Origin of the sequence: Photobacterium aquimaris (assembly GCF_002954455.1) — a bacterium.
GTDB classification, from domain to species: Bacteria; Pseudomonadota; Gammaproteobacteria; order Enterobacterales; family Vibrionaceae; genus Photobacterium; species Photobacterium aquimaris.
Window position 1 is genome coordinate 911,946 of record NZ_MSCC01000002.1, and the last position, 24,710, is coordinate 936,655.

Sequence of the window (24,710 nt, forward strand, 5' to 3'; positions counted from 1 at the left end):
CTCTTTAACTAAGTTAAATTGTTCAAATGTTTCTATACCTTCAAGAATCACCACTTTGTCTAAAACATTAACGATATGGTCATATTTTGATTTTAAAATTGAATAGCTTATATAGTTATTCTCAATATTTCTGATCAAACGCCTATCTAGTTTATATAATCGACATCGAGGTATAAAAAAATATCTGTATTTAAATATCCTTTACCATAATCATCTAAAGCAAAATTTACACCTTGCTCTTTAAGCAATAATATAGATTTTTGTATACCATCAAAATCATCCGTTTGATCATGATTTGTCAATTCTAAAGTAATATTTTTTTCATGTTCAAAAATATTTAAACATTTACGAATAAAGACATCATCAAGCAAACTCGCTATTGATATATTTAATGATATCGATACATCATCACAAATGTGTAAAGATTTTCTATCTTGAAGTACTTTACCAATAATATTTAAATCAAAAGTAGCAGAATTTTCTATTAAATATACAAATTTTTCAACATTAAAATTATTAATATCACTTCTTAATAATGCTTCATAAGAGGATATTTCGCCATTGTAATACCTTGGCTGATACTTAAAATATAAATCATTATTCATTTTTATCTTTCACCTAAAAACTCAACATAACGCACCATATTAAGACACATACATTTAACATTATCAATAACTAACTTGAATAATATTCTTTAAATCACAGTTGTATTTTCCATTGGAATAATAATACCCAAAAGATATATTTTGCGTTGTTTAATTTTCATTTAGATCACATTCTTATTACAAAAAAGATGCCCTTCTACTATTTAGAGATAAAGTATAACAACGACGATTAAGGGTGAAATTTATGAGTAAAATAGCGGCGCTTCTAAAACCTACTAGCATTGCAGTCATTGGCGCATCAAATAATTCACAACGCATTGGTTATATCGTTGTTCGCAATCTGTTATCTGGCTGCTTTAATGGCCCTATCATTCCTGTAACACCTAAATATGCTGCTGTTGCTGGCATTCTTGCTTATCGTAATATAGATGCAATGCCGATAACGCCTGATATTGCGATTCTTTGTACACGGGCTGAGTTTAATCCTGATATTATTACCCAACTCGGAGAAAAAGGCGTAAAAGCAGTCATCATTATTGCAGCCACTATGATGTCAGCCTCAAGTAACAGTAACGCCATCAATTACCACCAGCAAATATTGATTAATGCCAAGCGCTATAATATGCGGATTATCGGACCCAATAGCATGGGAATTATTCTTCCTTGGCTTAACCTTAATGCGTCAGTGTCTCCTATAGCCGCCAATAAAGGCAATATCGCGTTCATTTCACAATCAGCTGCTGTGTGCACCACTATTTTAGATTGGGCGCAAAATAAACAGATCGGTTTCTCGACTTTTATCTCTTTAGGCGATGCGTGTGATATTAATTTTGCAGAGTTACTTGATTTTCTAAGCCAGGATACAAAAACAGACGCTATCTTACTTTATATAGATAGCATTAACGATGCACGACAGTTTATGTCAGCAGCTCGAGCCGCAGCGCGTAATCGCCGTATTCTGGTTTTAAAAAGTGGTCGAACAATGGCTGGACGAGCAGCAGCGTTATTACACACAATGGGAGAAGGTGGCCTTGATGAAGTTTATGATGCTGCAATTCGTCGATCAGGTATGTTACGAGTGCATACTACCCATGACTTATTTGCCGCCGTTGAAACACTGGCCCATTCAGTTCCCTTACGAGGAGAAAGACTGGTTATTCTAACCAATGGAGGCGGCCCTGCAATCATGGCGGTGGATGCACTCTCCGATCGCGGTGGAAAACTAGCAACACTCAGTGCAGAAACCATTCAACGATTATCCGCTGTATTACCTGCTTATTGGTCTCAGGCTAATCCAATTGATATTATGGGTGATGCTAATACCGACCGTTATCAACAAGTACTGACAATTTTACTTGATAGCGATGACTTTGACGCACTGCTTATCATGCACAGCCCTTCTGCGGTAGCCAATAGTACTGATACCGCTCAAGTCATCACAGAGACTCTTCACCAGCACCCTCGTAGCCAGCGAGTAAACGTACTGACAAATTGGTCTGGTGAAAATGAAGCTGCTAAAGCACGCTCTATCTTTACTCAAGCACGCTTACCAACCTACCGTACTCCAGAAAGTGCTATTTCAGCATTCATGCATTTAGTTGAGTACCGCCGTAACCAACGTCAATTAATGGAAACGCCTGTCTCTATTGGCGAAATTAGCGCTGATCTCCACTATGTACGCAATGAGATACAACGCTTACTTCAACAAAATATTCATCACCTTGAAACCCATGAAATACGGCCTTTACTTACGAGCTATGGTTTTACGACGCTACCAACTTGGATCGCTTCTGATGCAGCAGAAGCTGTACATATTGCAGAACAAATCGGTTATCCTGTGGCTGTAAAATTACGTTCAGCCGATATTCGGCATAAATCTGAAATTCATGGCGTGGTGCTGTACCTACGTGATGCTAATGAAGTCGCTAATGCTGCTGATGCTATTTTATCTCGAGTTGCATTACACTATCCTAGCGCACGTATTGATGGCTTATTAATTCAACGCATGGCTGATCGTTCTGGTGCTCAAGAATTACGCATTGGTATTCGTAATGATCCTGTCTTTGGTCCTGTGATCATACTTGGTGAAGAAAACATTCATTGGAATATTGAACGTGATGCTGTGGTCGCATTGCCACCATTAAATATGGCCTTAGCCCGTTATATGGTAATCAATGCTATTAAACATCATAAAATCAAACAACGTAGTAGCCTAGAGCAAATATCTATTCCTGCACTGAGCCGTTTATTAGTCACTATTTCGCAAATGATCATTGATTGCCCTGAAATTCGTGCATTTGATATTCATCCTCTGCTGGTCTCAGGTGACGAACTCACGATCATTGATGCCTCGATGGACATTGCAGCGTTTGATGGTGATATTCAACAACGGCTCGCTATTCGTCCTTACCCAAAAGAGTATGAACAACCATGCCAGCTAAAAGATGGTAAGCAGATTTTGCTACGCCCGATCCTGCCTGAAGATGAACCTGCCCATAAAGCATTTATTAATCAAGTTTCTGAAGAAGATCTTTATAAACGCTTCTTCTCGGATGTCGGCGAGTTAAATCATGAAGCCTTAGCAAAGTTTACCCAGATAGACTATGACCGTGAAATGGCATTTGTCGCTGTCTATCAAGACATGATTATTGGCGTTGCTCGTGCTTTATCAGATGCCGACAATACAGAGGCTGAATTTGCCATTTTAGTTCGCTCAGATATGAAAGGTTGTGGCTTAGGGGGAATTTTAATGAGCAAACTTATTGATTATGCCCACCAGCAAGGCTTAGCAAGGCTAACAGGTATGACAATGCCAACCAATCGCGGCATGATCACCTTGGCACAAAAGATGGGCTTTAGTATTGATGTTCAGCTCGCTGATGGTGTGGTTGAAATGTTATTAGTACTCAATCACCATTAAATATAAAACAACACGCAGTGCACTATTGATAGTTATTAATAGTGCCTTTTTATTGTTTTGCAGCGTTACATTCCATCTCATCCGCTATAATTATCAACTATGATACATCTATAGTAGTAACGAGGTGATCGCGTGAATATAAATATGCGTACTGTATGTCTACTTGCATGCCTATTAATATCTAACCTAAGTTATTCAGGAACAGAACAACCCACAGGTGGGCGCTATGGTTTGGCATTAGATCCAGTTGCAACAGTAAATTTTGTGTTTAATACCCCATCAACGCCACAGCAGCAACAAGCAAAAGATATTGTCCAACATTCATCTATGCTAGCGACAATAAAGCACTTGAGCCAAACCCGTTTTATTTTTGCGCCGAGCTTAGACATTGTATTTGGTGGTAATAGAGGGCCTTATTATAATTCGACTCAGCAGCTGATTCAGATCCCTTACCAATATATTACTCAACTCTTACAGCATGTGACAGATAGTGGCCGTTACCCAACCCAACAACAACGTTATCAGGCGACAATCGATGTGCTATTGCTGACATTGCTTTATGAAATTGGTCATGTGTATATTCTTGATCGCGCGATTCCGATACTAGGCTATAGCGAAAATACCGTTGATAATTTTGTGACGATTTTACTGCTTAATGATATCGATAGAGGCGATCAAATAGCGATTAACTCAAACCACTTATTCAGTATCGATACATTCAATCAATCTGCCCTTAAGAACAATCCTTTTATTCAACAACACGCACTTAATCAACAACGTTACCAGCGTATTTTATGTCTGGTATATGGCAGTAATCCTGCTCGCTACCAACGTTTGTTTGATAATTATTCAATTGCACATCGACAACAACAACAGCAATCATGCCAAGATGTATTTTCAACTACTCACAAAGGTTGGCTTTATTATTTAGACGACTAAAATGAATACTTAGTCACTTTAAAAACTATAACCCCGTATTTTTTGTAACCAAAAGCATATATACCGCTAATGGTGAATATTTAAGTTGGCTGAGTAACTTATTGCTACCATTGAAACATTCTTTTATGAAAAGGTGACTTATCGAAGTGAAAGCTTGCTCGTCCAATTCGAAGCCAGTACCACCAGCCGACTCTCGACCACCACGGTTACGCACTCGTAATAAACTGGGTTTATCGTTATTGGTATTGATCTTACTTGCACCAATTGTTGGTTTTATATGGCTTGGTATCAACGGCATTACAATAACGGGGCTGAAAGGGTTACGCTATGATGGTGATATTCGTGCAGAACTGATTTCGTTACGCGTTTTTGATTACAACGTCACTTTTCATAACCTTTCTCTGCGCCACAGTGTCGATCCTAATAACCCTATTGATGAAGGCAGTTATCGTCTTTTTGCTAAAAAGTATGAAATCGAACTTTCGCCTGCCGCGACCACCATGCTAGAACAACAAGATATTTACCTGAGATATCTTCATTTTTTTGATGCGACATTTAAATTTGTTGATTTTTCCTCCCCATTAGCCATTAATGCCCATGCTCGTAAGGTAACAGCCTCTGCCGCACACAGTGATGGTAAAGAGCCCGCTGCGACACAAATTATTGAACAAGTTGATGTTACGATCAGCAACAGTCCGCACTTGGTGATCTCTGGTCATTCTGAAAAAGGCCGATTAAATTTATTCTTTCCACATTACCAGCCATCGCCCCATTACCCGTTACGCTTCACTGACAGTCAATTTTCTATTGCGTGGCAAGGCGAGCAAACCCCTGTTGCGGTAACTATTGGTGCGCTGCTGCCTGAATGGGAAACCCTTAATAACACTTTACCTGAGCAAATTATTACCAAATTATCGTTAGCGTTTGATCTTAAAAACAGTTTACCGACAATGAAGTTAATCGCTAAAACTGCCAAGTTAGAGCAGCCCAAATACCTACCCGAATTTGTTAGTCGTACTGATATCGATAGCAAAGGATTTCATCTTGGACAAACTATCGCTAACCTTGCCCGTTTACCTATAAATAAATTTAAAATAAAGTCATTTACTTACGGTGATTTATTAATTGATGCTAGAGTAATTTTAGAGACACCACTCACGCAGGCATCACTCACAACAACTAACTCTACAGCCTCTACAGCCTCTACAGCCTCTACAGCCTCTACAGCAATAGATGAACCAATAGCAGATAACAATCACAACCAACTCCCACCAAAAAAAACAGCGGCTGAAAAAGCCCACCATAAGCAGCAACGTCAACATCGAGAACAAGCTCGCCACAAAATAGAACAGCAGGCAAAAGATCTAAATATCGCAGCAGAAAATAAAACCAAAGCGCATTTTCTTGTCAGAGGAAAAGCGTTAGCTCCAAATCCGTATCAACTTGAGGTCAATATTCATCATTTATCAAAAACAGATGCGCGTGTACATACCATCATGACTCGCAGTGACGGTAATAGCCTTAATTGTGATGCTAAGATTATTTTTCAACAACCGTTGCCACAATACTTAAACTGCAATGCCAATTTTAAAAATACCAAAGAATTTACCGACCGTTTAGGGCTCAAAGATGTGCCGAATGCAAAAATAAATGGGCCGCTACGTTTCTATGCTAAACAAATCGTCAGCAGCTTATCTAACAAAGCACAACCTATGGTCAGAGATAATAAAATCGTTGATGCACACTACCTTGTTGGCATTGAGTTACCCGCTTCTTTTGCGATTGAACTTAACAAATATGCCTTTGCTGCACCTTTTTTAAATGCTCAACGCAATCATGATCGCCACCATAACCAACCCAAACATGTTGCTAATATTCAAATGAACAGTGATGGTAAAATAAACTTTAAGGTCAATTATAAAAATGAATTATTCCGCGTTGCTTTAAGCGATAAAAACGAAACCATTAGCTTTAAAAATGCCCAAACGAAGTCGGCATTACATTTCTTTATTGATGATCTCAACTGCTTGTACCCTAATTTACAATGTCACATCGATGCTAATATCAGTGCCAGTATTAATAGCCTACAACCGATTATTGACAGTAAAATTGATGACGTTGTATTTAATTCAAAGATAAAAGCGACATGGGCTAATAACTATTTAGTTTCCCAACTTCAACAGACGCGTTTACAAGCTAAAAAACTGACTTTCGCAGGTATTCCAACCTTAGCAAATAGCAGCAGTAAGAATATTGATTTCAGTTTAAAACAATTAATCGGTATTTTTGAAAAACAAGATGATCGACTCGCATTAACACTTTATCAGCCTAAAAATACTCAGGCACAATTTAGTGCTCAACTATATGCTCGTTACCAATCGACAAAAAAATCTCAAGCTGCAGACTATAAAACCCAATTAAATGTGAAGGTCAGTAAATTCTTATTACGCCATGCGTTTTTATTTAACACAAAAAAAATGCAATCACAGCCACTGACTCTCAGTAGTGATTTCAAAATAACAATGGAAGCAGTTCAACGTAACCGTCAGCAAGTGCTACCGCCAACGAATCTTCATGGCCATTTTCTGTTAGCTGATAATGCGCTTAACATTAACACCACCTTAGCCAATCCTTATGATGATATATTAGCGCAAGTTGATGTTAATGCAGATTTAATTGCTAAAAAAACCACAGTAAAACTACACCATCGAACGGTCTTTTTTACTCAAAAACATAGCTTAAAGAACTATTACTTTCCGGCATTATCGTTACCGATTGATATTACAGACGGCAGTATCACCACCAGCGCATCGTTTGTTATTGATCGTAATAATCGATTAACAGGCACGGCTAACATCGCTACCAACCACCTTTCTGGTCATTATCGTGGCATTAAAGTAACTCAACTTAATAGCAGCCTGTATACTGCTTTTTCACCTGAGGGGATTCGTAGTCTACGTCCAATGGCTTTATTTGCTCAACAACTTAACCTTGGCGTATTGTTAACAAAACCAAGTTTAATTATCGATTTTGACACTCAAGCAGATCAATATACGTTACATCGAATTTCAACCAATTTATTTGGCGGCAGTATCAGCGCACATGGTATCCACCGTACTAACGGTCGTCATTTAAGTACAATCCCTATTACAGTATTTGGACTCAACATTGAAAAAATAACCGATGTTATTGATCATGATGGCATCGAGTTCACAGGGATCCTTGATGGCACAATTCCAATCTCATTTATTGATGGTAAACCTGAGATCCATGGCGGCGTACTTCAATCTCGCCACCCTGGTGGAGTATTACGTTATCTAGATGACTCTATTATTGATAATAAAGTCAAAGCTGCTGGCCACCATAGTCCGTTAATGGTGAGTGAGATCCTTAAAAATTATCATTATCGTACTCTCGCCATTAAAGTTAACTACGCTAGAGATGGTGTGTTAGACACTCAAGCCCATTTTAAAGGCTATAACCCTGATTTTCAGTATGGTCGCCCTATCAATATCAACTTAGCGGTTGAAGATAATATTCTAGAACTCATTAAAACAATTAACATGATCAATGCTTCTGATATCGAACAAAAAATCAGTAACCATTTTAATCAGTACTAATTATGTAAAAGGTTATCACCATGAATAGTTTGCAAAAAACATCGCTCCTATCTACGATCTATGGCATAGCACTCATGATTACACTGCTATTACTCAATGGCTGTACACCAACAATACAAGTTGCTACATCGGATAAACCTATTGAGGTTAATCTTAACGTTAAGATTGAGCACGAAATTAAAATAAAAGTAGACAAAGAAATAGAACAACTTTTTGATAATAAAGAAACATTTTAATTTTACACTTTTCTTTTAGTAAGGTAATCCATCATGAAACCAATCATCTTTAGCTGTTGTTTGATGGCTTTGTTTTCACATTCGGCTTTGGCACTTAATTTACAGCAAGCGAAGCAGCAAGGACTGGTTGGCGAGGCTAATAATGGTTTTATTGCTATAGTTAATGCAAACCATCGTGCTGATGTTTCTCAATTAATAAAAACGGTTAATAACCATCGTCAAAATACCTATAATACAATTAGTCAGTCTCATGATTTATCTCTCATTGATGTAAAACAGCGAGCTTATTTTAAAGCAGTCGAAAAAACCCAGCGAGGAAATTACTATCAAGACAGTGATGGCACTTGGCGAAAAAAATAATAACCTTACAGATAGTAGCCATATATTAAGTAACTCTTAACCCTCGTTTAAAAATATTTAACTAAACTAAATAGAATGACATGCGTATAATTTAAAATCTCTTCCACACATTGACATTAACCATAAATATGACATTAAATCATAAGATTAAACCCATAGATTTTGTATTTATCCTTACCGCAGTGATATGTTTAGCACCTTTTATTAGTTCACCAATTGCATTAATACTTGGTTTTACTTTAGCCAGTTTTGGTTTAGTACCAACACAATTTAATCTTGCAGCCTTAACAAAAAAACTTTTGTCATACTCAATTATTGGTTTAGGTTTTGGGATTAATTTAAATGAAGCGATTGAAGCAAGTCGTCAAGGGCTCGGACTGATTGTATCTTCGATCTTCTTTACGTTGTTTTTAGGCTGGCTCGCAACCCATTTTCTAAAACTTGATAAAAAAACGGGTCATTTAATTGCAGCTGGTACGGCTATTTGTGGTGGTAGTGCCATTGCCGCAGTATCGCCAGCCATTAATGCTCGTGATGATCAAACATCATTGGCTTTAGCAACGGTATTTGTACTTAATGCTGCTGCGCTATTCCTTTTCCCTGCTATTGGTCATTTACTTGAGATGAGCCAACATGCGTTTGGTACTTGGGCTGCGATTGCAATCCATGATACTTCATCGGTTGTTGGTGCTGCGGGATCATATGGCGATGAAGCATTAAAAACCGCAACCACACTAAAGCTTGCTCGAGCACTATGGATTATTCCTGTCGCGTTTGGCAGTGCGTTAATGTTTAAAGGCGACAGTAAGAAAATTAGTATTCCTTATTTCATTGTCTTTTATTGCCTTGCTATTTTAGTGGCTCATTTCGTACCACAATTTCACTCCACCTATATGCTAATTTTTGATGCATCAAAGCGTTTATTAGTAGTGTGTCTATTCTTGATTGGTTCAGGTATTACAGTGAGTAAATTACGTAATGCTGGACATAAACCATTATTATTAGGTGTTGTACTTTGGCTAGCCATTGGTGCTGCTTCATTAACGTATATTGAATTATTTTTATAACACAATAGTAAATACTCATAATACAGAAGGGATCAAGGCTAAGCCGATGATCCCTTCTGTTTTTTAAATCATAATTCTTGTTACATTATTATGTAACTATTCACTAGCACGATATCGATAAGTCACCGCTTTTGTTAATGGAGATTCAAAGACTACTTTGATCTCTCGTCCTTTACGTACCTTTTTGTTAATTAAAATATTAACCATTGCGGTATCTTGATCTAACTTCAGTTCAAATTCATCACTCTGATGATTTTCAACCTTACCTAAATAACGATCATTGGCATATACCGTGATCTTATGCTCTGGTAACCAAGAGCGAAAATAATCATAATCCAATTGGATCTGTTTCGTTTGCGGTAAATATTGGATCGCAACATCATCACCAAACTCATGATCTTGTTTGCTTATAGATAAATCACTGTTTTCCCACATACCCGTTGATGGCAATAATGTCGAGTGTTGATTAAGAACCAAGTCAGTTTCATCTGTAACCGGAATACCCCAATGGTTAAAATACTCTCGCAAATCATAGCCTGTCGCTAAACTTGCTTTTTGAATAAACACTTGTACACGTTGATCGCCAGATATCGCATCATGATTAGGTGGTAAATCATGATAACTATTACGCATGATGATACTCATCCGTTGATAAAACCGTGGACCAAATGTGAGATCCAATTGCCAAAATAGTCCAAATTTATCAAATGCTTTTAATTGCTGACTAAAAAAGTCTTTCTCTGCTGATGGTAGATCCAAATAAGGGAAAATGCTCTTATTCCAATTAGCAACAATACGACTATCATAACCAAACTGTTGGCGTATTTTTTGCGACGTGATATTGGTCGTCACTTCGCCCATACCACTAAATTGAATATAACGTGGTTGCAATGTATGTCCATATTCATGCCAAGGCCCCCAACCGTCATCAGTTAATAATTTCGTTGTTTTAACAACACGATCAAACGCATAATCAGTTCCCGTACCTAAATGGTATCGAGTCGCATGCATCAAACCCGATCCATCACGACCGACATCTAAAAATAATAATTTATGAGACATGGGCTGATGACGTGAGGATAAAGCAGTTGAAAAACCATAATGCTGTTGCCCCGATGTGATAATGTTATCCCACCCTTGCATTAATTGTGTCGGATCGCTCACTCCATAACGTTTAAATTTCTCAATCGGCCCGGTGATAACCATATTATTCGACACTAAATGAATATTAGGTACCATTGCCTCATCAAGCATTGATAAGAAATCACTATTGGTATGCTCGTTTAATGTGAAAACTGGCATTTTATGACCACCCGCTAGCGTCACGACCACTGATGGTTCATCGGTATGTAATCGGTTATCAATATAAACTTCACCATCTACCGTTGCTTGTACATAAGTCTCTGTTGTTTTATTAAAGACTGCAGTTTGCTCACATAATTTCTTTTGATGTAACTGATTAATACAAACAGAGACATTATTCGATCCCGCAGGACTTAAACGTAAATAATCCCCAGCTTTAACATAAATTGAGGTGTGAATAAGATGCGTTAAACCTCTATTAGGGCGTAATCTATTCGCCATCTCATTTGTTAATGCGTTAATTGACAATGTAGTAGGAACGTCTACCGTGTCACTAACTTCTTCATTAACTGAATATGTCGATATAGAAGCCACAGCCTTACTACTCAATGGAATAGCAACTATATAAATAATGGGTAAATAACGCAGTATGCTATGTCGATGAGTGCTCATATTATTCCTTTTCTTATGCTGACACTGATAGATGTTTGACGTTGAAAATATTAATAACAAAAAACCTTTACGCCTTAAGTTAAGAAGACGTAAAGGTTTGCATCTTAATATGTGTTTATATTTTTCTAAAAAACATTTATCAAACAATGACTTTTAAACTTTATTTACCAGATCATCCTCACAAAAATAAAATCTAAATATATCAATAGTTCTTTAACGACTCACTTCGCATACACAACATTCTCTAATTCACCATTAGCCTTCCCGATGATAACTGTAATTAGTTGATATTCAATTTCCCTTCGAGTCAACTTATAAGGAGAAATTAGCATTATTAAACGAGAACGGTTAATTTTTACGGTTATTTTATCTTTATCTAAATTAGCCCACATACGTCTATCATTAACGTTATATTTGTATATCGCGGTATCACTTTGTGGCGCTTCATTAACGTATATTGAATTATTTCTTTAATAAATAAACGTTGAATTGATAACACACTTTTAAGCCAGATGTAGCGTCTGACTTTTTTGTATCCTCGCATCACTCACATCACAATTTTTTCATTATTAGTGTTATTATTGCTTTCTCAAAACAGTTAAATTCACATATAATTCATGAAATTCAAACATTAACCACCATAAACATACATGCCAGTGGTTTTATTAAATTTCATTAACATGGATGTAACCAATGAAAACTCCACAATTGAAACTGATGTCAGCTTTAATCTCGTCATTATTAGCGATGAATTGTCATGCAAAAGAACCAGCGGTGAGTGCTGATACTATTTATAGTGGTGGTAATATTATTACTATGAACGATGCTCAACCCTCTGTGCAAGCTATCGCTATTAAAGATGGAAAAATCATTGCAGTAGGTGATACCAGTACGATTAACAACACATTTACATCACAGCAAACTAAGCTCATCGACTTAGAAGGTAAAAGTTTATTACCCGGCTTTATTGATGCTCATAGCCATTATTTCAACTCATTACAGGTTGCTAATCAGGCACAAGTCTATGCCCCACCATCAGGAACAGGTAAAGATGTTGATAGTATTCTTGCAACAATTAAGCAATATGCTGACGAGCATAAGATCCCTAAGGGCGAATTGATTATTGCTTATGGTTATGATGATACTGTGATGCCAAATGGTCGCTTACTCAATCGTGACGATATCGATAAAGTTTTTCCTGATAACCCTGTGCGTATCGATCATGTCTCTATGCATGGTACGGTTATGAACAGTCTTGCTTTAAAAAAATATGGTTATAGTGATCAAACTGAAACACCTGCTGGTGGCGTTATCGTACGTAAAGAAGGCACCAATGAGCCATTTGGGTTAATCATGGAAACAGCGTATCTTCCTGTTCTTGCTCAAGCTGAAGTGATGTCGCCAGAAGAGGAAATTAAAGCCACTAAAGCAGGCCAAAAATTGTATGCTCAAAATGGTATTACCACCGCTCATGAAGGCGCTACCCATTTAAATCAATTTGAAACTATTAAACGTGCATCTGATGCTAACGCCAATATTATTGATATTATCGTTTATCCCTTTATTACCGATGTAGATGCAATTTTAGCTAAGTACCCTGTTGATAAATGGTTGCAATATAACAATCGTCTTAAAGTTGGTGGCGTTAAAGTTACCGTTGATGGTTCACCTCAAGGGCGAACAGCACGATTTACAACCCCATATTTAGCAGGAGGCCCTGCAGGAGAAAAAAATTGGATGGGTGAATTGACCTTTCCACAAGACACAATTAATAAAATGGTAAAAAAAGTCTATGACTTAAATGTGCCTTTAAATTTACATGCTAACGGTGATGGTGCGATTGATGCATTTTTTGAAGCACACCAATCAGTAGCCAAGGATGATCTGACCAAAGATCGTGACATTACGATGATCCATGCGCAATTTGCGCGTAAAGATCAATTGAGTAAATTTAAACAATATAAGATCCGCCCTTCTTTCTATACCCTACATACTTACTATTTTGCAGACGCTCATCTTAAAAATCGTGGCAAAAAACAGACTGACTATATAAGTCCAATGCGAGATGCTATTGATATCGGCCTTCACCCAACCAATCATACTGATTTTGTTGTTGCACCTTTAGATCAAATGATGATGCTTTCATCTGCTGTAAATCGGTTATCACGAAGCAATCAAGTTATCGGTGAAACACAGCAAGTCACACCACTTGAAGGCTTAAAAGCAATGACCATTTGGGCCGCAGAACAATATAACGAAGAGATGAACAAAGGCTCACTTGAAGTAGGTAAACTTGCGGATATGGTTATTTTGGATAATAACCCTCTCACCATTGAGCCCACAAAAATCAAAGATATTAAGATTGTCGAAACCATCAAAGAAGGCAAGACTATTTACTTAAATCAATAAATATACCGTTTTTCGTAATCAAAAAAACCTCTATTCTTCCAATGTTTATTGAAAGCAATAGAGGTTTTATATTTATTAATCAGATTATTAACAGTTATTTGTTACTGTTTTATCTCAGTGCCTGATTTAAAGAACAAATCCAGCAAAAATGAAGCCAAACACAATACTGAAAACCATGCTTAATAAACCAGGGATCATAAAGCTATGGTTAAAGATGTAACTACCGATCTTCGTTGTACCTGTACGATCAAAATCAATCGAAGCGATGATTGGGCCATAGTTAGGAATAAAGAAGTAACCGTTAACAGCCACGAAAGTTGCAATAATAACTTCTGGTGGTAAGCCTAATGTGATACCTACAGGTACAAGTACTGCTGTTGTTGCACCTTGGCTGTTTACCATTACTGATAGCGCAAATAATGCAAATGCAAATGTCCATGGCGCCACTTCAACTAAACCAGATACCGCGTCTTTTACCATTTCACTGTGGCCAGCAATAAACGTATCACCTAGCCATGCGATACCAAAGATCGCAACAATCGCACGCATACCAGCATGGAAAACAGATCCCTGAGTGATCGCATTACCATCTGGCTTACAGATCAAAATGATCAATGCGGCAATCGCTAGCATCACGATCTCGATCGTGTGTGCCATACCCATTGCTGATCCATTGAAGTTAGGACGCAGTGCTGGAAATGCGCCCATGATAACAACCGCTAATGCGCCAAATAAGAATAAACCAACCGCTTTCTTTGCTTCTGGCTTAATAACGATCTCTTCAACTTTAATTTCTTGTTCCATTTCCTGACGGAAAGCAGGATCTTGCATGCGACGCTGGTATTCTGGATCATCTTTCAGATCTTTACCGATTTTATTTACCACAACACATGCAAGTGCTAAACCACAGAATGTACCAGGGATAGTCACCATTAATACATCAGCTAGTGTAATACCTTGTGGTTCAAGAAATGCAACAAGTGCGACAACAGCAGCAGCAATAGGACTTGCTACAATCGCAAACTGAGAGGCAATAACAGCCATGCCCAGTGGACGCTCAGGACGAATACCACTACGGCGGCTAACTTCTGCAATAACAGGTAACACAGAGTAAGCAACATGACCTGTACCAGCTAAAAAAGTAAACATGTAGGTCACTAACGGTGCAATAAAGGTAATATGACGAGGATTTTTACGAAGAATGTTTGAAGCAATTTTAATTAGGTATTCAAGACCACCAGCCGCTTGCATTGCTGCTGCTGCTGCTACAACTGCCATGATCATTAACATTACATCAATTGGTGGGCTGGTTGGTTGCAAACCAAAAATAAAGCTTAAAATAGCAAGACCGATACCACCCATCACACCCAAACCGATACCACCAATTCGAGCACCAACTAATATACACACTAGTACAATCAAAAATTCTACAATAAACACATCTATACTCCCTAATAACAGCGCTTATATTACTGAGTTATATTCAGTAAAAATTCGTGCTGATAATAAAGTTTATATAGAAGCAATAATTAGCACCCAATCACAATTTATTAAAATATATATCAATAAAAAAAACAATATAAACAACTGATTATATTTATGTTTCATTGTGTCGCGCTAATTGTAATAACAATGTGTTCCTTTTGGCTGGTTATTCCAATATGACTTACTTCTGCCCCAATGGGAATAGATTATATTACGGCTCAATGACGACTTTTTTAGAAGCCGCTAACACTTCATAATGTTTTTTTTTTAATCGCTGTTCACTCGTATTCAACCACAATACAACAGCTAAAATAGCAAAGGCGCTTAAATCACATAATGCACTAGTGATTCCTGTAGTCACTAATGACACTCCAACCAATGACATTGCTATCACTGTCGCAATGATGCGTCGTTGACGATCATTAACTCTGAGTAACCACGCTTTCATAATTATCATCCATATCAAACATGAGTTGTTATTAATATGTTAACCAATGATCGGGGTTTAAAAAAGACTGTTTACCTCTATGAAAGAGTAAAAAGCTATATAACGATATGACGCTAACAATTATTAACGCAATATAACGTATTCTCATTTAGCATAACGCGCTTGTTTAAAAAACGTTCAGTTAATCATAAATGCGTAATTATCATGTCAATATTTTGCCGTTTTTAGCTACAATACACTCTAAGTATAAAGACATTTGTTAATGATGATATTTACATCACTAAACTGATGGATACCAATATTACATTTATGAATCATTAAATATTCTTCGGAGAAAACAATGGCATCTCGTACGCTAAAGGCAGCAGTTGTCTTGGGTCTATTTGCATTATCTGGTTGTGCATCATCTAGCAGCCCTTGTGATACAGGTTACCTATTACCATCTAAACTTGATAATGAAAACCTTCAATGTCAACAACAGCCAGCTGAAACTGTTGCACCAGAGACGGCTGCAACCACAGAACCCGTTGTTGATAGTGACTACATTGATAATGACAATGCGCATCTTGCAGATGAAGAATCAATGACAAACGATCAAGCATTTGGTGATATTAACCCTTCGCATTTTACTGTTCAGATTTTGGCATTAAGTGAAGAGCGTAACCTGCGTGGTTATCTTCAGCCAATTACTGGCAATCAACCAATTTGGGTTAACTGGAAACACGCATTAGGTCGTAACTGGTATGCTGTTACTTACGGTAATTTTGCAACCCGTGAAGAAGCAAAACAAGCAATTCAAACATTACCAGCAACGGTTCAAGCACAAGGCCCATTCGTATTAAGCTTTGCTGCAGTTAAAGCTGATAAAGAAGGCCAAGTGTACCAATTACGTTAATCGCACTACGATCGTTAATGCTATCGCGGATTTAACTTAGACGCATAACAAAAAACCAGACGCCAGGTCTGGTTTTTTATGTCTCATTACAATGAAGAGCAAGTTACGCAATCATATATACAATAATGATTATTGGTCGTCTTGACTTACATCTGTATTACGTTTTTTCTTAGGGATAAAGACATCATTACCCACCGCTTGGTTTTCGTAAAAACGCTTATCAACTCTCTTTTTCGCTTTTGGTGCGTGAGTTTGTTTTGCAGCAGCAGTCGTATTCGTTGTTGTTTTCTTAACAAACTTCTTCTTCGGTGCTGGTTTAAGGCCTTTAAACTTACCAACTAAGCCTTCAATAGTAGTGAACTCAATCTTTTGTTTCAAGAATGCTTCAACCGCTTTAAAACTCTTCCAGTCTTTTGGTCCAACAAGTGAAACAGCATCACCCTTATTACCCGCACGACCAGTACGACCTACACGGTGAACATATTCTTCAGCATGTTTTGGCATATCAAAGTTAATTACTAATGATACGCTATCAATATCAAGACCACGTGATGCAATATCTGTTGTCACAAGAATCTTATGGCAGTTACGCTCAAACTGACTCATGATGCTATTACGTTGGGTTTGATTCAAGTTACCACTAAGTGCAACAGCCTTAAGTTTACGTTCGTTCAATTCAGCAGTTAAACGATCGGTATCAGCACGTGTTGCAGTAAAGATAATAACTTGATTATAATTTTCAACCTCAAGCACTTTATCTAGTAATGCTTGTTTATGATCTAAGTGATCACAAAGAATAAAGCGTTGCGTAATATCAGTATGCTCTTCTGCTGAGTGGCCAATAGAAATACGCTTAGGGTTATCTAGCATTTCAGAAGCCATATCAAGCACATCAACATGGTCCATCGTTGCAGAGAACATTAATGTTTGACGACGACGGTGATTTGCAGCTTCGTTAATACGACGTAGTTGAGGTTCAAAACCAAGATCAAGCATACGGTCAGCTTCATCAAGAATCAGCATTTCTAAGCCATCAAGATGTGTACTGCGGTGCTCTAGGTGATCAGCAAAACGACCAGGTGTTGCAACCACAAACATTGGATCATTACGTAATGCTTTTACTTGGTCGTTAAAGTTTTCACCACCAACAATCAAGGTACCATCATAAGGCGTACCAGCATTAAGCGTACGTAATTGTGCAAAAATTTGTTTCGCTAACTCACGTGTTGGCGTCAAAATCAAAACACGTGGATCACGACGAGTAAATGGCTTACTACGATACATACGTTGCATCGCTGGTAATAAAAATGCCAGAGTTTTACCGGAACCCGTTTTCGACGACGCTAAAATATCCTTGCCTGCAATAGCAACAGGGACTGCCGTTTGTTGAATTTCGGTTGCTCGATCAAACGCCAAATGATTTAGTTTCTTTAGTAGGCGTGGGTCTAAGCCAAGATCTTTAAAATGCAAAATGATGCTCCGGTAAAAACAACTCAATCTATGAGTGTGTACTGTCAAATATGATGTATATCACAATATTGTGAAAACATTAGCTGGAAATTATAACACAAACCAATTTTAAAAAACCTAAAATAAGTCATCACATTGCCGTTAACGCCTTGATAATCTTTCTTGCCATATATTGCAAAAACGTTACTCTTTAATTCAATTGTTTATTATAAGTAATTGAAATGATTGAGAACAAATACCCTAAATGGTTAGCATTATGCTATAGCATCTTCTTTATTGCGTTAGGGATCAATCCCGCTTTTCGTGCTGTATGGATAGCAGAAGCCATTCCTCTTATGATGGTGTTCTTCTTTTTAGTCTTTAGTTATCGCTATTTTGTGTTTAGTAACCTTGCTTATACTTTAATGGCTATATGGCTGGTATTACATAATATTGGTGCTCATTACACTTTTGCAAACGTCCCTTTTGACTGGGTTAACCATTTATTAGATTCTCACCGCAACCACTTTGATCGATTCGCACATTTTTCTATTGGTTTTTATGCCTTTCCGATTGCTGAATTCTTAGTCCGCAAAGGGCATTGCAAACCTATTATTGCAGCGTTATTTGGTTTATTTGCCATAATGGCAACAGCGGCAGCTTATGAAATCGTCGAATGGTGGTATGCAGCAAGTGCTGGCAGCGAAGCAGGGATTGAATTTTTAGGCTCCCAAGGCGATATTTGGGACGCTCAAAAAGACATGTTAGCCGATACACTTGGGGCAATCTTTAGTTTAGCTATCTTCTTTTTTACGAAAACATATAACGTCAAAAATAATAATCTCTAATCATTATTTTTAAACAACAAAAAGGCGCTATTATAAGCGCCTTTTTTATTCAATCCAAAATGTACTTACTCTGCGTCAGGGTAACCATTTGGGTTAGTTGACTGCCAACGCCATGTATCTTGTGTCATATCATCTAGCGTTAGTTTAGCTTCCCAGTTGAGTTCTGCTTTTGCTTTTGCTGGATCAGCCCAACATTCTGCAATATCACCCGCACGACGTGGCGCTATTTTGTAAGGGATTTCAACACCTGAAGCGACTTCAAATGCTTTTGCCATTTGCAATACACTATTACCGTTACCAGTACCTAGGTTGTAAATGTGTAAACCCGCTTCACGGCCTTTATGTGTTAATGCTGCAAGGTGACCATCTGCAAGATCAACCACGTGAATGTAATCACGTACACCTGTACCATCAACTGTTGGGTAGTCATCACCGAAAACAGATAAGAACTCACGACGGCCAACAGCGACTTGAGAAATAAATGGCATTAGGTTGTTAGGAATACCTTGTGGATCTTCGCCCATAGTGCCTGATTTATGTGAACCTACTGGGTTAAAGTAACGCAGTAATGTTACGCTCATTTCAGGGTATGCGTGTTGAATATCAGCAAGACACTCTTCTACCATTAGCTTACTACGGCCATATGGGTTAGTTGCACTGGTTGGGAAATCTTCAGTGATTGGCACTGATGCAGGATCACCATAAACAGTTGCTGATGAACTAAAGATGATCGCATTTACACCTGCAGCACGCATCGCTTCAACAAGTACTAATGTACCACTAACGTTATTATCGTAATACGCAAGTGGCTTCTCTACTGATTCGCCTACTGCTTTCAATCCTGCAAAATGGATCACAGCATCGATATCATTTTCAGCAAACACACCATCTAAAAATTCACGGTCACGAATGTCACCTTTATAGAATGCTGGTGTCACACCCGTTAGACTATGAATGCGTCCTAATACTGTTTCTTTACTATTGTACAAATTGTCAACAATAACAGGGGTCATACCCGCTTCAATCATTTGTACACAAGTATGACTACCAATGTAGCCCATGCCACCAGTAACTAATACACGCATGGTGTCTCCTAGTCGTTAATACGTAGTTTAAGTCTAAATATTAATACATATCCGTATGGCAATAACACGATATTGTATAAAAATTTATTATAGGAAAAGATTATGCTATCGATTGCTTTATTTAGCAACCGCACTAATCCGATTAATTTTTGATTTTGACATAAACTTTACCAAAAAAACAAATACAGCTCACAAATTCATTTTAGGGTTAGGGTTATTAATATAATTAATTACAACACAATAAAACAGTGTATAATTTTTTGTTTTATCATTCGAGTAACCAATGAAACGATTCCTGCATTCTCTTATTCTACTATTACCACTTGTTTTCGTCGCTACTGGCTGCGAAGTGGTACGTTGGAAAACAGAATATGACCAATCAACATTAAAAAAAGAAGGGTTCAGCAAGCATCAGATGACACTACAGCAAGGTGGTAAATTAACTTACTGGGAAGGAGGCAAAGGTCAACCATTACTGCTTTTACATGGTTTTGGTGGTACAGCAGCTGCTACGTGGAAAGCAGAAATGATGCAACTAAGTAAAAAATACCATGTTATTGCACCTGATTTACTATGGTTTGGTGAATCTTATAGTGATAGCTCTGCCCAATTAGCTACTCAAACAAATGCAATTTGGCAACTGATTGATAAATTAAAGATAAATAATATTGATGTCGTAGGAATATCTTATGGTGGTTTTATTACTTATGACATGATGCTAACACCTGAGCGCATAAATAAAGCCGTTATCATTGCAAGCCCAGGCCCTTTATTTAATGATCAAGATTTAAATGATTTAGTTAAACGTGCAGGAACTCAATCACCGGAAGAGTTATTTGTGCCTAATAATGGTGATGGTGTTAAACGTCTTTACGACAATGTATTTATTGAAAAAAAAATTATTCCCAATTTTATTGCCAATCAAATCTACCTTGATTATTTTTCACAGTGGAAGTCACAACGAACACAATTAATTAAAACATTACCCAATGACAGAGATCGCATTAAGCAATATGATCCTAAAAAGTTACCGCAAACTTTGCTAATTTGGGGTGAAAATGATCAAATCTTTCCACTGAAGAACGGTATAAAACTTAGCAAATACATTCAAGCGCCTATTATCGTATTACCAAAAACATCACATGGCATTACTAATGAACAACCAACGGTAACTGCTGATTTAATCGACACTTTCCTATCAGCCCGATAATTCTTATAAATAAAAAATAAAAAGAGAAGTCTTAAGCTTCTCTTTTAAAACTATTATTTTTCTTTTTGTTGGAGATAAACGAAGATTTCATCTTTCAGCAATAGCTTTTCTTTTTTTAGTTGCTCGATAAGCATCTCATCAAAACCATTAGAAGATGTCATTTCGTTAATTTTATCATCTAATTCATTATGCTTTTGAAATAGTCGATCAAAGTGAGCATCATGCCCTTTTAGCGATGAAATTAAGCTTCTATATTCTGGAAACATTGTCGCTCCTAATCATTGATAGATACTTTAATATATACCAAATACAAATAAACATTCATGACTAAAGATCTCATTTTTAATTATTCAATCTAAAAATCAACCAACTAAAAGCACAATAGCAATGATAATTCTCCTTCTAATATATTAACTTACATTAAATTAAAAAAATAATTAGACATCAATCACAATACTGATATGCTCTGCACAATAATACATTATGTATTGCATTAACTTTTGTAATATTATAAGGGTCTGCTCCATATCATGGCTACACTGATTAAAAGTACTCAACTCCAAGCAACAAACTTTGCTTATATTGAACTTAGTGAGAAAACGTTAAAAAAACAACTCTCATTGTTATTCCCTTTTGCTGGTGCTATCTGCGCTATTATCGCTTTTACTTATTTTGTTTCACAGCAAGGACACTATTTCACACTCGTCGGAATACTAGGCATGGCATTGTGTTACACCCTTGCAGCATTAAATCGAACCCTCTTTTCAGCAACTATTCTTTTTTGGATCTTTTTAATCGCAACCACACTTGTTTGTTCTAGTGGTTTTTATTTTACGGGTGCTCGTCATATAAGTAATACAATAGGTTTAACCATCCCATTATTGAGCTTTTTTGCCTTACAAATCAGAACGGCGAGTTGGTATAGCAGTATTTTTGGCATGCTATATATTGTGTTAAGTGTTTCAGAGATAACCAATAAACAAATGCAGATCTCATCAGCACTACAAAATATTTGTGCTTACTCTATTATCTTTGTCATGGCATTTTTATTATCTCGTCACCGTTATGATGCAATTTTGCAAGTAAAAAGAACCACGACTAATGATTTCCTAACCGGATTATTAAACCGTGAAGGACTATTGCCACTTTATCAAAATGAATCATCTCGCTGTAAGCGTTATCGTCGTGATATATCAATGCTATTAATTAACATTGATAAATTCAGAGAGGTTAACGACCGTTTCGGGCTCGATGCAGGAGATAAAACCTTAATGATGTTGGCAAAATGTCTTCGTAATATGTGTGCAGAAAATATGCATATTGCACGCTTGAGTAGTCAAGAGTTTTGTATCATTCTTCCTGATGTTGATATTCAAAATGCAGAAAAATTTGCGATTAATATTCGTGATGAAATTAGTCAATGGGTATTAGAATTAACAACTGGACATAAAATTAATATCACTGTCAGTATTGGTATTACTAATGTTGAATATCAAGACTTTAGTTATGACTATATCAAGGCAGAAAGTGCATTAATGCGAGCAAAACGTTGGGGTTATAATCAAATAGCTACAAATGAATAAAGAATAAACATACCCCCACATTTTACTCATCATAATTATTTATATTTGGATAAAGAATTATGATGAGTAATTGCATCTTAATTTTTATAATTCTATTTTACTTTTCCAACTAAAAAATAAAACTTAATAATTAAATACATAACACAATGTATAATATTGAGCATATTTCACTATTTAAATTTATTTAAAATATTACATCTAACCAATAGATATAATTCAATACAAACAACATATCCCCCCTATACCAAAAGACAATACAACACAAAGGCAACATTTAATTAACACGGAGCAGTATTCCCCTTAGGTATTGCTTCAATCTCTTATACCGTATAATATATTCTTTAATCTATTTATTAACATTTAGATTGTAAATATCAAACAAATTACATATCAATCCACATTAAACATACACATTAGAAAAATATGCTATTAAAAAGAAGAAAGGTTATCAAATCTGGAATATTAGGCTCAGCGGGTTTATTCCTAAGCTCTCCTATATCAGCACTACCTCGTTTTGCAACCTCAGAAGACACTAACGCTATCACTGTTTCTTTTTGTGGAACAAGTTGCACACGCGATGAAGGCCAAGTATCTCGTAATAACAGCGATAAAAATATATATCTACCTTCAACAGGTTACATTCCTGTAAGGATAATGAAAGAACTAGATGGCTTTGGTAAAAGTGTTCGCGGTTGTGGTCAAAATGATTGGGCAACTTCAAATACAAGCGAACCACTACTAGTAAAAGGTCCACTGAGTGTACCTCATTCATTACTTTCTTACATTCATAGCTACATTAACGGAGACCAATATTCACTTGTTGAAGCTGCAAAAGGTAGCTCAATGCCTGCGCTCGCTTTACATGGTGCAAATATTGCAGCTGCAAGTAAAGCAGAAGCATTTAACTTCATTGGCCATAACCGTGGAGCTTGTGAAGCAATTATTGCCGCATGGTTCCTCTATGCCTATGGTGATGAAAAAACACGTAAGACTCCAGTTAATATTTTTGCTATTGATCCAGTACCTGGACCTGGTGCATGGTATGGCTTATTAACTCAGTTACCACCTAATGTTGTTAGCTATGTTGGCGTTTATGCGTGGGATATGGATAAAAACCTAAACATTACAGACCATGCATTTCAAGCTGTTGTTCCACGACCTAATGGTCGTATGCGAGGCGAAAATAATGAAATCAAACTCCACACTCAATCATGGCTAAACTGGGCAAAAAGTGAAAGAAGTTGGAGTGTATTAGCTGATGAAGCACAACAAAAGAACCCTCTTGAGCCAGATGACAACACACCACAACCATTAGGTTACGAGTTATACACCTGTCGTGGCCGACATAGTACTGTTGCAGGAAATACAACAGCAGATGGTGCATACAACCCTAGCAAATGTAGTGATAATGTTGCCCCTGTGCCTGAATTAATTTACAAAATGGCTCGTGGTTACTTAACGCAATGGGGAAGTAAATTCACCACCCCTTGTGCGGTTGAAGAAGATGTTCTTACCTTGAGAAAACATATTCACACATTCCACCGTGAATTTGATCAAATGGGAGGAGGCCCTTTACGTAATAGTAGTTTACCAAATCGTCCTTATGTCCGTCGCATATCATCAATCAGTGGTTATAACCCACTAGATACTTACTACATGGAAGATGTTGTAGGTAATCCTCCTTACAAACTTACTTATCCCGTTACCTCTGAGCGCACAGGTAAAGGTTGGGTTGACTGGAAGTTTCTATAGGTATTCAGGTACTCATTCAGCCACGTAACCATTTACAAAAATAA

The 24,710-nt window shown here is 37.1% G+C and carries 18 protein-coding genes and 1 pseudogene; 12 read left to right on the plus strand and 7 right to left on the minus strand.

Going from position 1 to position 24,710, the window contains the following annotated elements; all coding sequences use genetic code 11:
* Positions 1 to 18 precede the first annotated feature (18 nt).
* Positions 19 to 605: pseudogene (locus BTN98_RS20690) on the minus strand (EAL domain-containing protein); the annotation flags it as partial.
* Between the two features lie 244 nt (positions 606 to 849).
* Between BTN98_RS20690 and BTN98_RS14840 the strand changes: the two are divergent.
* From BTN98_RS14840 to BTN98_RS14865, 6 genes are all read left to right on the plus strand, one after another.
* A complete protein-coding gene (locus tag BTN98_RS14840) occupies positions 850 to 3,525 on the plus strand; it encodes a bifunctional acetate--CoA ligase family protein/GNAT family N-acetyltransferase (RefSeq protein WP_105030028.1) in 2,676 nt (891 codons plus the stop codon).
* A 132-nt stretch (positions 3,526 to 3,657) separates the two neighbouring features.
* The gene (locus BTN98_RS14845) at positions 3,658 to 4,464 is read left to right on the plus strand and encodes a DUF4344 domain-containing metallopeptidase (RefSeq protein ID WP_146107030.1); all 807 of its coding nucleotides are present in this window, start codon (positions 3,658 to 3,660) and stop codon (positions 4,462 to 4,464) included.
* A 146-nt stretch (positions 4,465 to 4,610) separates the two neighbouring features.
* Positions 4,611 to 8,084, plus strand: coding sequence for an intermembrane phospholipid transport protein YdbH family protein (locus BTN98_RS14850; RefSeq protein WP_060998884.1), 3,474 nt, complete (start codon positions 4,611 to 4,613; stop codon positions 8,082 to 8,084).
* Between the two features lie 74 nt (positions 8,085 to 8,158).
* Positions 8,159 to 8,320 carry a YnbE family lipoprotein gene (locus tag BTN98_RS14855; RefSeq protein ID WP_231730705.1) on the plus strand — a complete coding sequence of 54 codons (162 nt, stop codon included), beginning with the start codon at positions 8,159 to 8,161 and terminating at the stop codon, positions 8,318 to 8,320.
* 33 nt (positions 8,321 to 8,353) lie between these two features.
* Positions 8,354 to 8,680, plus strand: coding sequence for a YdbL family probable chaperone protein (locus tag BTN98_RS14860; protein ID WP_060998879.1), 327 nt, complete (start codon positions 8,354 to 8,356; stop codon positions 8,678 to 8,680).
* A gap of 128 nt (positions 8,681 to 8,808) precedes the next feature.
* On the plus strand, positions 8,809 to 9,747 hold the full coding sequence (locus tag BTN98_RS14865; RefSeq protein ID WP_060998877.1) for a YeiH family protein: 939 nt from the start codon (positions 8,809 to 8,811) through the stop codon (positions 9,745 to 9,747).
* A 96-nt stretch (positions 9,748 to 9,843) separates the two neighbouring features.
* Here BTN98_RS14865 and BTN98_RS14870 read toward each other — a convergent pair whose 3' ends face one another.
* The gene (locus tag BTN98_RS14870) at positions 9,844 to 11,502 is read right to left on the minus strand and encodes a M60 family metallopeptidase (RefSeq protein ID WP_060998876.1); all 1,659 of its coding nucleotides are present in this window, start codon (positions 11,500 to 11,502) and stop codon (positions 9,844 to 9,846) included.
* 693 nt (positions 11,503 to 12,195) lie between these two features.
* Here BTN98_RS14870 and BTN98_RS14875 point away from each other — a divergent pair.
* Positions 12,196 to 13,911 (plus strand): amidohydrolase, encoded by a 1,716-nt coding sequence (locus tag BTN98_RS14875; RefSeq protein WP_197432883.1) that lies wholly within the window; start codon positions 12,196 to 12,198, stop codon positions 13,909 to 13,911.
* Between the two features lie 126 nt (positions 13,912 to 14,037).
* On the opposite strand, the gene BTN98_RS14880 is transcribed toward BTN98_RS14875, so the two are convergent.
* Both BTN98_RS14880 and BTN98_RS14885 read right to left on the minus strand, forming a co-directional pair.
* Complete coding sequence (locus BTN98_RS14880; protein WP_060998872.1) at positions 14,038 to 15,351, minus strand: anaerobic C4-dicarboxylate transporter family protein; 1,314 nt, start codon at positions 15,349 to 15,351, stop codon at positions 14,038 to 14,040.
* A gap of 256 nt (positions 15,352 to 15,607) precedes the next feature.
* Entirely contained in the window at positions 15,608 to 15,844 is a 237-nt protein-coding gene (locus BTN98_RS14885) for a hypothetical protein (protein ID WP_060998870.1), read from the minus strand.
* Positions 15,845 to 16,184: 340 nt separating this feature from the next.
* Between BTN98_RS14885 and BTN98_RS14890 the strand changes: the two genes are divergently transcribed.
* Positions 16,185 to 16,739 carry an SPOR domain-containing protein gene (locus BTN98_RS14890; RefSeq protein ID WP_060998868.1) on the plus strand — a complete coding sequence of 185 codons (555 nt, stop codon included), beginning with the start codon at positions 16,185 to 16,187 and terminating at the stop codon, positions 16,737 to 16,739.
* Between the two features lie 129 nt (positions 16,740 to 16,868).
* Here BTN98_RS14890 and BTN98_RS14895 read toward each other — a convergent pair whose 3' ends face one another.
* On the minus strand, positions 16,869 to 18,209 hold the full coding sequence (locus tag BTN98_RS14895; RefSeq protein WP_060998865.1) for a DEAD/DEAH box helicase: 1,341 nt from the start codon (positions 18,207 to 18,209) through the stop codon (positions 16,869 to 16,871).
* A gap of 221 nt (positions 18,210 to 18,430) precedes the next feature.
* Between BTN98_RS14895 and BTN98_RS14900 the strand changes: the two genes are divergently transcribed.
* Complete coding sequence (locus BTN98_RS14900) at positions 18,431 to 19,036, plus strand: DUF2238 domain-containing protein (protein WP_060998863.1); 606 nt, start codon at positions 18,431 to 18,433, stop codon at positions 19,034 to 19,036.
* A gap of 65 nt (positions 19,037 to 19,101) precedes the next feature.
* On the opposite strand, the gene galE is transcribed toward BTN98_RS14900, so the two are convergent.
* On the minus strand, positions 19,102 to 20,121 hold the full coding sequence (galE, locus tag BTN98_RS14905; protein WP_060998861.1) for a UDP-glucose 4-epimerase GalE: 1,020 nt from the start codon (positions 20,119 to 20,121) through the stop codon (positions 19,102 to 19,104).
* Between the two features lie 283 nt (positions 20,122 to 20,404).
* Between galE and BTN98_RS14910 the strand changes: the two genes are divergently transcribed.
* Positions 20,405 to 21,331, plus strand: coding sequence for an alpha/beta fold hydrolase (locus tag BTN98_RS14910; RefSeq protein ID WP_060998859.1), 927 nt, complete (start codon positions 20,405 to 20,407; stop codon positions 21,329 to 21,331).
* 53 nt (positions 21,332 to 21,384) lie between these two features.
* Here BTN98_RS14910 and BTN98_RS14915 read toward each other — a convergent pair whose 3' ends face one another.
* On the minus strand, positions 21,385 to 21,597 hold the full coding sequence (locus BTN98_RS14915; RefSeq protein WP_060998856.1) for an HP1242/YdcH family protein: 213 nt from the start codon (positions 21,595 to 21,597) through the stop codon (positions 21,385 to 21,387).
* 264 nt (positions 21,598 to 21,861) lie between these two features.
* Here BTN98_RS14915 and BTN98_RS14920 point away from each other — a divergent pair, with 264 nt between their 5' ends.
* Together BTN98_RS14920 and BTN98_RS14925 are read left to right on the plus strand one after the other, a co-directional pair.
* Positions 21,862 to 22,914 (plus strand): GGDEF domain-containing protein, encoded by a 1,053-nt coding sequence (locus BTN98_RS14920; protein ID WP_060998854.1) that lies wholly within the window; start codon positions 21,862 to 21,864, stop codon positions 22,912 to 22,914.
* A 423-nt stretch (positions 22,915 to 23,337) separates the two neighbouring features.
* A complete protein-coding gene (locus tag BTN98_RS14925) occupies positions 23,338 to 24,666 on the plus strand; it encodes a hypothetical protein (RefSeq protein WP_060998852.1) in 1,329 nt (442 codons plus the stop codon).
* Positions 24,667 to 24,710 lie beyond the last annotated feature (44 nt).